Raw genomic sequence first — 12,638 nt, 5'->3', positions numbered from 1 at the left:
CTACTTAATAAAATGCGATGGTTGAGCATATTTTATGCACTGGGTGCAAATTGTTCCCATGAAAAAAAGCTCCACAATACCCGTTAAGGTCCTGTGGAACTTTTTAAATGATCTATTCCGTAGCAACGGATTGGTCAGCTTGCATGTTGACCGGGGAGATACGGATGAAGTTAGCTTCAAGATTGCTTAGCAAACCTTCGATTTTTGCTGCTGCATCGGATTGACCGGATTTAGCAAGCTCAGCGTGGTAAGCTGTGAGCAATTCAGTAAGATCTTTTTTGCTTTGTACGCCAATAGTCTCAAGTTTAACTTTCGCGCCTTTAGCGATACGACGTTCGATGGCTGCTTGATCTAGACCCATTTCTGGCACAAGACGTTGGTAGATCACGCCGCCTGTCATACCTGCGCAAATCCATGGACCTGGATCGCCCATAACCACGGCACGGCCGTTTGTCATGTACTCGAACGCGAAGCCTTTGAGGTTCGCACGAGCCGCAAGTCCGCCAAGTTCATCACGCAATGGCGTTGTGATCTCGCCGCCGAATACGACGTCAGCACCGGAGAAACGGATACAAGCGCGTGTATCTGCACTGCCTTGAATCAAGAACAAACCTTTTTGAGCGCCGTAACCGAATGATTTACCAACGCTGCCGTTAATGAAGGTGTTGTTTTTGCCAAGTGATTTAACAATCGCCACTTTACCGCCGAAGGCCATTTTACCAAGACCATCCTCAGCACCGCCGTGAACAGTAATGTCTACGCCGCGAGCATTGAAGGCAGCCAGACCGTTTCCTGGTACGGAACCGTCGATCAAGTTCAGCGCGACTGACGGTAATTCATCGTAGCTGCCGTCGAAGCGATCTCTTACGCGATGGCTGGAGTAACGAGCTCCGAGAATACGGGACTCAGCATCCACTTTGGACCAGTTGCGCACGATTGGAGCATCAAGAGCCAAAGATTCTGGGAAGAATTCTAGACCTTCTGCACCTGCAGCGATACGGATATCGGATGATACAGCCGCTTCTTCCATTGCTCTTTCAGCATCAGAGATGAACTGAAGTGGAGCCGGACGAAGGATGTCGGACAAATCAATGCGATCTACGTGGCTAATTTGTTCCAATAGATCGGAACGGCCAACGAGTTCTTGCAAGCTTTTGAAACCAAGGGATGCAACAACTTCGCGTACTTCTTCACCGATACCACCAAACAAACGAACCAAACTGTCTACAGCTACGTCGAATTGACGAGGTACGAAACGGCGAAGACCTTTTTCTTCCGCTTCTTCCATGGAATCGATTTGTGTAGCAATACCAACGTGACAAGTATCTAAATGACAGCCGCGGCAAGTTGTACAGCCGATCGATTGCATTGCGATACTGCCGAAACCTGCACGGTTTGCACCAAGCATAACCATTTTAACAACGTCAGAACCTGATTTCAGACCGCCATCAGACCACAGCTCAACGCGGTGACGAAGACCAGCTTCAATCAAAGCAACGTGAGCAAGCTTCGTACCGATCTCCGTAGGAAGACCAACGTGAGTCAAGGAGTGAATACGAGCCGCGCCTGTACCGCCATCAAAACCGGAAAGCGTAATTACGTCAGCGCCTGCTTTCGCTACACCAACCGCAATCGTACCGATACCTGGTACAACCGGGATTTTAACGATAATTTTCGCTTTACGACCGCTGCCTTCTTTGAGCTCGGAAATGATTTGCGCCAAATCCTCGATCGAGTAGATATCATGGTTGTTAGAAGGAGAGATCAGATCAGAACCAATGGTTGCGTTACGAGCAGCAGCGATTTTCGCTGTTACTTTGGATCCCGGTAAGTGACCGCCTTCACCCGGTTTAGCCCCTTGACCGATTTTGATCTCAAGGAAAGCGACCGCGTTAGCGAGTTCTACGTTAACACCGAAACGTCCGGATGCGACTTGCGCACCGCGCGTTTTTTTATAACGGCCGAGCATATCTTTAATCTCTCCGCCCTCGCCGTTCATGGTTACCATGTTCAGGCGTTCGCCGGCTTCAGCGTAGGCACGGAAAGCTGTTTCATTTTGTGAACCGAATGACATCGAAGAAATCAGCATCGGCAAGGAATGACCGCCAATGGAGATATCAACTTGCGACGGATCGAGTGCCTTACGGCCTTCGCTCAGTGCTTTGTCAATATTGAATCCAGCAATGTGACGAATGGAAATCGGGTTCTTCTTCTCTTCTTCACGCAGCTTGTCACGGTAGTCGCTATAAGGAGCAGCGCCGGAAGCGGCGTCGCCTAATGCTTTCCACATACGTTGGAAGAAACGGAAGTTTTTCGCTGCTTTTGCTTTTGGATTTGTAAAGTCTGTGTAACGTAATTCAGCATCAGCTTCGAGCTGGGCAAAGCCAGTTCCCGCTTTTTCGCTGCCGAGGTAGTTCACGATATCTAATACTTCAGCAACTTCCGGATGGAAGCCGATGGAGGAGAAGAAACGTGTGTAACCGCGAAGCTCATGAGTACCGATCGTGGAAATAACTTTCTCCAGACCTTTCGTCAGTGCTGCATATACTTTACGAGCTGCTGCTGCATTGCCTTCTTTGTCAGAAGCCGTTGAGAACAACAGGTATGGTGAGATGACGTCTGCGCCAAGACCGCAAGCTACAGCGATATCATGCAAGCTGCGAATGGCAGCGGAACGCAGGATCAAAGTAACATGGCGGCGCAGGTTGTCGCCGAAACCGAGCTTCTCCGCACGAAGTGCGATATCGATTTTGGAAACGGCCAGATGCGGCTCAAGCCACAAACGGTCATTCTGATGAGCTTCTGCATCGTCAAGAACGATCAGTGCAGCGCCATTACGAGCAGCAGCGATAGCAGCGGCAGCCAGAGCGTCCAAGCCATCACTCAAAGAAGTTCCACGAGCGAAAGTACTGGAAAGCACAGCTACAGCATGATCTCCTTGTGCACGGAACAGGGCTAGCAATTGCTCATAAGAAGGTTGTGACAAGTGCTCTTCGCTATCTACGCCATTCGTACCTTCGAGTACAAGTGGTGCCAGAAGCTCAAGACGCAGGTTGTTATCTACTTGAGCATAAATAGGAGTACGAGTACCAGCAATGATACGTGTGGAGAAATGCTCCATCTCACGGTCACGGTCAATCGCAGGATTCGTAACAACCGCTACGCTTTCTTTAATAAAGTCAGGCACGTTTTGGCGTTCCCAAGCAAGAGCAGCGTGAGGTGAATCGTGACCCAGGGAGCGGATAGGTTCTGCACCTGTTTCAGACATCGTTTCGATATGTTGAATACCGTCACGATCCCAACCAAATGCACTATACAATTGATCAGTCGCTACAATGTTCTCATTAAGCTCAGCTTGAGTATCCGTTTTTGCAGGATTCAGATATTTCCGAAGTCCGCCAATATTCAGACGTTTGCTTGCGCGCTCGTACACTAAAGTTTGCACTTCGTGGTAAGGAATAACTTGAACGTGTTCACCTGGTGTGAGAACAACGCCCACTTTTTCGCCTGGTGCAATTGGTTTCGGATCAGCGACCATGTCGCCAACCGTAATAACACCCTGCTCCGAGGAGAAGTACAAGGAAGTTTCGCTCTCCACCATCCATACCGGACGAAGACCAAGCGCATCCACACTGAAAATACATTCATTGCCATAACGAGAAACGATACCTGCAGGACCTTGTGCAAAATGGCCCCATACTTGACGGTAGTACACATATAAATCTTGAAGTTCCGGACGGAATTGTTTCATTTCATTAATAATAGGAGGGAATACCATTTCCATCGCTTCGAATAGGGACAAACCAAAACGGTGAATGAACGTTTCAATCGTTCTGTTCATATCTTGGGAGTCAGAACCTCCGCTAACCAGCGGTACGCCAACCATGTCTGCTTCAATACGAAGTTTCTTAACCGTGTTAATTTCACCATTGTGCCCGAGTAGGGAGAACGGTTGAACGCGGAAGAAGCTGGACAATGTGTTTGTCGAATAACGGTTGTGACCAATGGTAACTTGGGAAGCGAATAATGAATCACGAGTATCGTTAAAATATTTAGGAAGGATGCTTGCAGCTCCTAATACTTTGTAAGCAGATGTAACATTGCTTAGGGTAGCAACGTGAACATTGTAACGATCTTCAATTGCGATATGCAGTTCAAAAAGGTGATCGGCTACTTGGCCTTCCGTTTTGTTCGCAATCGCGGCAATTTGCCAGAAAGTAGGCTCATCGTTCAAGCCGTTAGGGCCTAAAACGCTGCTATCGACTTGATTCTCTTGCTCGAGAATGATGGATACATCATGGGAAGCAAAGAGCTCGCGAATACCTTTCTGGATTTCGGTAACGGTCAGGTCAAGCTTGCGTGGAACAAAGATATGTCCAACAGAAAAACGGTTGTCGTAAGCAAGCTTACCGTCAAGACCCGCATCTGTTAATTTCTTTTCCCAAAGGGCACGTGGAATATCCGTTAAAATACCGCAACCATCGCCTTCACCGTTGATAAAACCCGAACGATGCTCCATTTTTACAAGGGCTTCAATCGTTTTTTGGATGTTATCACGGGAAGGGTGACCATTCTTTTCAATAATACAAATAATACCGCAGCTGTCGTGTTCGGTTCCTAGGAGATCTTGAAAACGGCCTTCATTACGCATCAATTCATTCATTGCTCTGGTCAGTCGCCTGACCGTCACCTCCCATACATATTTAAACTCCTCTTGCACTACGCTTCTTGCATTCTGGCATTGATGAGCCCGCAACCCTAGCATTTTCAAGGAATTACCCGCAAAAGGGTCAAAACCGAAATATGCAAGAATATGAATAAAAATGCAATATTATTGAATAGCATACCAATTTCAAGGAAATAATCCCCTCGAAATGAGGCTCTAATCGACCTGTTTTAAAGTAAGGCATTACACACAAAAATCTGCAAAGAATTTGTCAATCATGCCCTAACTTTCTAGGAAAATACTGTGAAAACAAGACATTTCGCGAAAAGGGTAAAAGTAATCTTAGAATAGCATGAAAAAGTTCATCCGACAATAGTTGCAGATCGAAAACACAAATGTAAGCGTTACCTTTTTTGCATACTGGTGAATAAAACCATATTTTTCATGGCTTGGGGTACTCTTAAAATACGAACGAACTACAATCCATATAGGATCATAGTTCGTTTCTGGGACATGTAATAGTAGGAGTTGGGGCTGTTTGAGGTTAGGGAAGTTGTTGTGATTGTGGATAAGATGAGATGCAGAGCAGGGGTAAGGGTAAGGGTAAGGGTAAGGGCAAGAGCAAGAGCAAGAGCAAGAGCAAGAGCAAGAGCAAGGGCGAGTGCAAGGGCGAGAGCAAGAGCAAAGAGCAGAGCAAGAACGAGTGCAAGGGCGAGAGCAGGAGCAGGAGCATCTATCAGGTGATCAAATGGTTCTATTGGAGAAAATCCAATGGAAGTGCCTTAAAAAGTGTAAAATCACAGATTTCAATGGATTTTTTCCAATGAAATCTGTGATTTTAGGGTGTTTAGGTCGATTTCATTGGATTTTGTCCAATGGAGATTGGGGTGGGGGCATGTTGTTCAGTAGTTCGTCCTAGTTTGTGTAACCCGTAATACTTTGCCATGACATCAAACCACCAAACAGCAAAGACCAACAGCAAACAGCAAACAGCAAACATCAAACATCAAACATCAAACATCAAACATCAAACCCCAAACCCCAAACCCCAAACCTGTAACATCTAACCCTTCTACCAAACCCGTAATACCATACCCATAACACCTAACCTCAAACACCTAACCTCTAATATCAAACCCATAATCCGAAACAGATACACAAGAGAAGCATATTAGCGCATTTTCATGGTTTTGAACGCTTGGTCAACGGCATCGAGCGTCTGCGCGATGTCGTCTTCGGTGTGGGCGATGGTCATGAACCATGCCTCGTATTTGGATGGAGCGAGGTTAATGCCTTGCTCCAGCATAAGTCGGAAGAAATCAGCGAAGCGTTCGCCGTCGGTATCTTGTGCTTCGTCATAGTTCGTGACGGGATGGTCACAGAAGTGGGTAGAGAAAGCGCCGCCGATGCGATTAAGCATCAAGGCGATGCCGTGCCTTGCGGCGGATTCTGCGATTCCGCCGGCAAGCGTTGCGCCAAGCTGCTCAAGCTTGGCGTAGACACCGGCCTGCTGGAGCACCTCCAAGCAGGCGATGCCGGCCGAGATGGAGGCGGGGTTCCCCGCCATCGTGCCGGCTTGATAAGCAGGTCCGAGCGGAGCGACCTGCTCCATCACGGCCTTGCGGCCCCCGTAGGCACCGATCGGCAGTCCGCCGCCGATCACTTTGCCGAGGGCCGTAAGGTCCGGCTCCACGGCGGCGAAGCGCGCCGCCGCCTCGGAAGTGCCGCCCTCCACGAGCGGGAGGCCGGGGTAGGTCTGTGCCGCTCCGTAATGGAAGCGGAACGCCGTGATGACCTCGTCGTAGATGACGAGGGCACCGTGTCTGCGAGCAGCTGCGCAGAGCTGCTCGAGGTAGCCGGCATGGGGCATGACCATGCCGAAGTTGCCGACGATGGGCTCCACCATCACCGCGGCAATTTCTTCACCCCAACGCGCAAGCGCGGCTTCGAGTGCCGGAATGTCGTTGAACGGCACCGTGATGACCTCTTGCGCGATGCTCGCAGGTACGCCCGCGCTGTCCGGCGTGCCAAGCGTGGACGGCCCGGAGCCGGCCGCCACCAGTACAAGATCCGAGTGGCCGTGATAGCACCCGGCAAATTTAATGATCTTCGTGCGCTTCGTATAGGCGCGCGCCACGCGAATCGTCGTCATCACGGCCTCTGTGCCGGAGTTGACGAAGCGCACTTTGTCGAGCGAAGGAATCGCCGACTTCAGCATTTTGGCGAACTCGATCTCGAGTTCGGTCGGGGTGCCGTACAGCGTGCCGTTCTGTGCGGCGCGGCAAATCGCCTCGGTCACGTGCGGATGCGCGTGACCGGTAATGATAGGGCCATAGGCGGCGAGGTAATCAATGAAGCGATTCCCGTCTACATCCCAGAAGTGCGCGCCTTGCGCACGCTTCATGAAGACGGGCGCGCCGCCGCCGACGGCTTTGAATGAGCGGGAAGGGCTGTTGACCCCGCCAACGATATGTTTCAGTGCTTCTTGATATAACTGCTCGGATAGTTTGCGTTCCATAAGAAGTATCATTCCTTTACACTATGTAGTCGTTTATCGTCTTACAAAAAGCCCCTACTCGAAGGGCGCTAAGCCCTATAGCCAAGTAGAGGCATAGAATCACAATTGATTTATTATCTTCGTACATTCTAACCAACTAGCTTAGATTTCGTCCAGTCACCATAACGATGTTTCTCATCCTTAATCCAGCGGTTCCCGCCATTCCGGAGCATCATCAGCCTCAGCATCCCAAATCTCTTACTACTTCGTCGTCTTCACCGAAGACTTCGGTGTAGGCGAAGGCGATGGCTTCGTAGGACCAGAGTCAGCCTCTGCCTTCCCTGCAAAAAGGTCCTTCACATAAAGCTGCAGCTTCTCTTTATTCGCCGTAATGACAGCGGCGCCGCGGACGTTTTTCTCGATTAGCAGATCGGATGGCGGTAATTGGGAGCTGACGATTCCGTCAGCTTTTGCCTCATAACCAAGAGTACCGAGCTTCAGCATATCCGTCACGCTGAGGTTCGTATCGATATAAGGATCGATGGAATTTAGAATTCTTGGCAGCTTAATTAAGGAAGAGGTTGCTTGCATTTTTTGTGCGACCGCTGTTAGGAACTTCCGTTGACGTTCCGTACGCGAGAAGTCGGACAAAGCATCATGTCGAAAGCGTACATATTGCAAAGCCGTTTTGCCATCGAGATGCTGAAGCCCTTTTTTCAAATTAATATCATACACATGATCATCTTCCGAGTCCGAATATTTCATATCTTTCTCGACGTCAATATCAATCCCGCCAACGGCATCAATAAGTGCAATGAACCCTTTAAAGTCGGTATAAACATAATACTGAATAGGGATGCCGAGCAAATCGCTGACCGTTTTCATCGCTAAATTCGGACCGCCTAAGGTGATGGCTGTGTTAATACGATCTTCGCCTTCACCTGGGATCTTCACATATGTATCTCGAAGGATAGAGAAAAGGTGGGCCTTCTTAGTCACGGGATCAATCGATGCCAGCATGATACTGTCTGAGCGGGGCAGCTCATTCTTCGTCATCCCACGCGAATCTCCGCCTAGAAGTAAAATGTTGACTCGCTGTTTGCCTTCCCATTTGGGTGGGATAAATTTATCTCCTTTATCTTTAATGCTCTGGGCAATCATGGTACCGCCACTGCCTTGTGGTTTGTCCGACTTATGGGAGATATTGTTCGCGAAATTATAGAAAGAATAGGAATAATAACCAGCTACCACCATAAGCAGCAAGCCGATCAGGAGCAAGGTTCGTTTTATGATTCGCAAAGGTTCAGTGCTCCTTTCGTAGATAGAGGTAATCTGTACTTTTTTTTCTTACAGAATTCATGTATCATGAGTGTGTTGTACAATTCATCTTTATGATCCATATTATAGATGTTATGAAACTTCGATAGCAAGTTAAGGCGATCTTTGCCATTATATGTAGCCGAGTCTACACAGACAGGAGGTAAGTTCATGTTAGCGATTGATGTTCAAGATCTGCGCAAGGAATTTCAAGTTCAGCAGAGCCGCGGGGGTTTAAAGGGCGCATTTCAAGATTTGTTTCAAAGAGAATATAAGCAAATTACAGCTGTGAAAGACATCAGCTTTCAAATTCCTAAGGGCGAAATTTGTGGATATATCGGTGAAAATGGAGCCGGCAAGTCTACTACCATTAAAATGCTGACGGGTATTCTAGTACCTACATCAGGATATATCAAAGTCAATGGTTTCGTACCATTTAAAGAGCGTGAGAAATTCGTAGCCGGAATCGGTGTCGTTTTCGGTCAGCGCAGCCAACTCTGGTGGGATATTGGTGTTGTCGAATCCTTTCAACTCTTGAAAAAGGTGTATCGCGTGTCGGAAGCTGATTACAAAAAGCGTCTCGACGAGCTCGTGGATCGTCTGCAATTATCCGATTTGTTATCACGTCCCGTTCGTAAGCTAAGTCTAGGTCAGCGGATGCGCTGTGAGTTAGCCGCTTCCCTCATTCATAATCCAGCGATTCTGTTCCTCGATGAACCGACCATTGGTCTTGATATCGTAGTGAAAACAGAAATCCGCGAATTTCTCAAATCGCTTAATCAGCGTTACGAAACGACGATTTTGCTTACAACGCATGACCTGCAGGATATTGAAGCATTGTGTTCTCGTGTTATCATGCTCGATGATGGCCGTATTATTTATGATGGCGGACTCGAAGAGCTGAAGGTGAAATGGGGCAAAGGCAAAGAAGTCGTGCTGCAATTTGAGCATCCTACCACATTGGCTCGTCTTCAAGAGCTTACGCGGGGCCTAGATGTTGCTTGGCAGCTTGAAAATGAGCTGTCCGCCAAAGTGTTCATACCGCATGAACGCGCCAATGTTTCTGAGGTACTTAGCCGCGTAGTCGGCGTTTTGCAAATCCAAGATATCAAAATCAATGAAACGAATACGGATGATATCGTCCGTGAAATTTATAAAGCCGGCTCAGCCGATGTGAAGCGTCAAGATGAAGTGCCGCAGCCAGAGGGAGTCGCATCTCATGCTTAGTGCTTATTTAGAAGTAATCCGCATGCGATTTCTCATGATGCTCGCTTACCGTGTTAATTATTACAGCGGCATTTTGATCTATGCACTCAATATTGGTTCTTATTATTTTGTATATAAAGCAATTTATGGTGAGCAAGCTATAATCGGCGGCCTGACGCTAGGTCAGATGACGACTTATGTGGCCATTTCTTGGATGGGGCGCGCTTTTTACTTCAATAACTTAGATCGTGAGATTGCCAGCGAAATTCGTGACGGCAGTGTAGCGATCCAATTCATTCGTCCTTATAACTACGTTTTTGTGAAAATGATGCAAGGATTGGGAGAGGGCGTATTCCGTCTGATTCTCTTCACGACACCGGGAATGATCTTCATATGGCTACTCTTGCCCATTCAGTTCCCAACCGATCCAAGCCTGTGGGTTATCTACTTCGTGATGTTGTTTCTCAGCTTTCTGATTAACACGCAGCTTAATATCATTACAGGATTATTCGCTTTTTTCTTGGAAAATAACGAAGGTCTGATGCGCATGAAGCGCGTTGCGGTCGACCTGTTCTCCGGTTTAATTATTCCGATCTCCTTTTTCCCGGGATGGTCCAAATCGGTCTTGGAGTGGCTGCCTTTTCAAGCGATTACTTACCTACCGAGCGCTGTGTTCACAGGAAAAATTACAGGCACTGCGATATTCCAAAACCTTGGCGTCCAAGTGCTGTGGTTCCTGGTCTTAATTATCCCGATCTATGTCCTGTGGGTTAAATCCAAAACGCGTCTATTCGTACAGGGGGGTTAACACATGAGTTTTTATGTCTCCCTAGTTGTAGAATATTTGAAAAATTACATGAAAACACGCCTCACCTACCGATCCGATTTCTGGATTGACGTTCTTTCCGACTTGATGTTCAATGGTTTGAATCTATTCTTCATTCTCGTCGTATTTTTGCAAACACAATCGCTTGGCGGCTGGAATCAAGAACAAATTTTGTTCATTTACGGTTATTTTATGATTCCATATGGCATATTCATCACTTTTTTTAACTTATGGGGATTCAGTGAACGTTATATTGTCAAAGGGGAGATGGACCGCATCCTGACGCGTCCCGCCTATAATCTATGGCAATTGATGCTCGAAAACCTGAGTCCATCTTCACTATTTAGCGCATTAGCAGGTCTGATTGTCATGATCTATTCCTGGGTTAAGCTCGGAATCCCGTTCCATTGGCATGATCCGCTGGTCTTTATTGTACTGGTGATTGGATCGATTCTCATTTATGCAGGTGTATACATCTCGCTGACGTCGCTGGCCTTTTACTCTGATGCGCCGACAGGTATTCTGCCGCTGATTTGGAACATCCAGAACTATGGACGATATCCGGCTACGATTTACAATAAACTGCTCCGAACGATCTTGACGTGGATTTTGCCTTTTGCGTTCGTCGGCTTCTATCCGGCCGCTTATTTCATCGATCCAGTGAACTGGAAGTGGTTCGCTTTGCTAACACCGGTTGTTGGTATTGCTTTCAGCATTTTTGGTATTACAATTTGGAATATTGGTGTGAAACGGTACCGCGGCGCGGGATCTTAAAAGTAAATGGAAAAGTCCAGTTCTTGCTAAAAAGCAGGAACTGGGCTTTTTTGTATTGTAAATACCAGGCCAAGTTTTGTGACATCTAAGTTATGAATAAAGAAATAAGGCAGGACAAAACGCATAGGATATGTAGTTAGTAGTGCCTGGATTATCGGTTGTTTTAAAAAAATCTTTTATACGTGAAGGAGGGAATGCCTATGCAGCTTGAAGGAGGTATTATTGAAGCGATCGGTGGCACGCCGCTCATACGACTTGGGCGTTTGTTCAAAAATCAGCCATTCGAGGTTTACGGGAAGATGGAGTGGATGAATCCGGGCGGCAGCGCGAAGGATAGGCCAGCACTCTTTATGCTGCGAGAAGCGATACGACGCGGTGAAGTTACCAGCGACAGCGTCATTATCGAATCGAGTTCAGGTAATTTGGCGATTAGTCTTGCACAGCTATGCTGTTATCTGGGACTGCGATTCATCTGTGTGGTGGATCCCCGCACAACCGAGCAGCATAAGCAGATTATCCGCAGCTTCCATGGAGAAATCGATCTTGTTACGGAACCGGATGCGGAGACTGGTGAATTCTTGCCGGCGCGGATTCGCAGAGTAGGTGAGCTGGTTGGACAAATACCGAATGCTTATTGGACCAATCAGTATGGGAGTCCAGACAATGCCAAGGCACATATGGAGACGACCATGTCAGAAATCGGGGACCAATTGGGACCGATTGACTATTTATTTTGCGGTGTAAGCTCTTGCGGGACGATACGAGGGTGTATGGAATACATCCGAAGCCGCGGGTGGCCCACACAAATTGTTGCTGTGGATGCGGAAGGCAGTGTCATTTTTGGCGGGGAAAAAGGTTCGAGAAGGTTCCCAGGACTCGGCGCCGGAATAGTACCGAGTCTGTATAAGCATGAAGTAGCGGACCTTGTCATGTACGTGTCAGACTTGGACTGCGTGGAAGGCTGCCGCGCTTTGGTGCGCAGTGAAGCGATTTTGGCGGGGGCCTCGTCGGGAGGCGTTGTTTCCGCGATACGCAAAATGAGCGGGAGCATCCCTGAGGGAGCGGTTTGTGCCGCCATTTTACCAGATCGAGGCGAGCGTTACTTGAACACCGTGTATAACGACGAATGGGTGCAGAAAGAGATAGGCTCTAATCCGAGTACCTGGCATGGGAGACTGGAGCATGATTTATTTACACGATGACCATATCCGAGATATGGGTATCGATTGGACGATGGGTTTAGGAGTCAGGCATAACTCCAAAGATATCCACATAATTGTCCACAATTCCACAGGGTAAAAAGCCCCGTTGTGTATAACTTTCATGCATAGTGTCAACATATCCACAGATGG

At 47.8% G+C, this 12,638-nt stretch carries 8 protein-coding genes; 5 read left to right on the top strand and 3 right to left on the bottom strand.

Annotated elements, in window-relative coordinates; all coding sequences use genetic code 11:
* Positions 1-112: 112 nt before the first annotated feature.
* Complete coding sequence (locus G519_RS0109475) at positions 113-4,663, bottom strand: glutamate synthase-related protein (RefSeq protein ID WP_244280078.1); 4,551 nt, start codon at positions 4,661-4,663, stop codon at positions 113-115.
* Between the two features lie 581 nt (positions 4,664-5,244).
* Between G519_RS0109475 and G519_RS48415 the strand changes: the two genes are divergently transcribed.
* Positions 5,245-5,493 (top strand): hypothetical protein, encoded by a 249-nt coding sequence (locus tag G519_RS48415; protein WP_064743417.1) that lies wholly within the window; start codon positions 5,245-5,247, stop codon positions 5,491-5,493.
* Positions 5,494-5,837: 344 nt separating this feature from the next.
* Here G519_RS48415 and G519_RS0109465 read toward each other — a convergent pair whose 3' ends face one another.
* On the bottom strand, positions 5,838-7,184 hold the full coding sequence (locus G519_RS0109465) for a glutamate-1-semialdehyde 2,1-aminomutase (protein WP_029194475.1): 1,347 nt from the start codon (positions 7,182-7,184) through the stop codon (positions 5,838-5,840).
* A gap of 240 nt (positions 7,185-7,424) precedes the next feature.
* Entirely contained in the window at positions 7,425-8,453 is a 1,029-nt protein-coding gene (locus tag G519_RS0109455; RefSeq protein WP_029194474.1) for an LCP family protein, read from the bottom strand.
* Between the two features lie 198 nt (positions 8,454-8,651).
* On the opposite strand from G519_RS0109455, the gene G519_RS0109450 reads away from it, so the two are divergent.
* From G519_RS0109450 to sbnA, 4 genes are all read left to right on the top strand, one after another.
* The gene (locus G519_RS0109450; RefSeq protein WP_029194473.1) at positions 8,652-9,707 is read left to right on the top strand and encodes an ABC transporter ATP-binding protein; all 1,056 of its coding nucleotides are present in this window, start codon (positions 8,652-8,654) and stop codon (positions 9,705-9,707) included.
* A complete protein-coding gene (locus G519_RS0109445; RefSeq protein WP_029194472.1) occupies positions 9,700-10,494 on the top strand; it encodes an ABC transporter permease in 795 nt (264 codons plus the stop codon). The genes G519_RS0109450 and G519_RS0109445 overlap by 8 nt, the downstream gene beginning before the upstream one ends.
* Before the next feature lie 3 nt (positions 10,495-10,497).
* Positions 10,498-11,286, top strand: a complete 789-nt coding sequence (locus G519_RS0109440; RefSeq protein WP_029194471.1) for an ABC transporter permease — start codon at positions 10,498-10,500, stop codon at positions 11,284-11,286.
* A 200-nt stretch (positions 11,287-11,486) separates the two neighbouring features.
* Complete coding sequence (gene sbnA / locus G519_RS0109435) at positions 11,487-12,488, top strand: 2,3-diaminopropionate biosynthesis protein SbnA (protein WP_051253282.1); 1,002 nt, start codon at positions 11,487-11,489, stop codon at positions 12,486-12,488.
* Positions 12,489-12,638: the final 150 nt, after the last annotated feature.

Source organism: Paenibacillus alginolyticus DSM 5050 = NBRC 15375, assembly GCF_000422905.1.
GTDB classification, from domain to species: Bacteria; Bacillota; Bacilli; order Paenibacillales; family NBRC-103111; genus Paenibacillus_E; species Paenibacillus_E alginolyticus.
The sequence above is the reverse complement of the archived record's forward strand: the minus strand, read 5'-3'. Positions and strand labels throughout refer to the sequence as shown.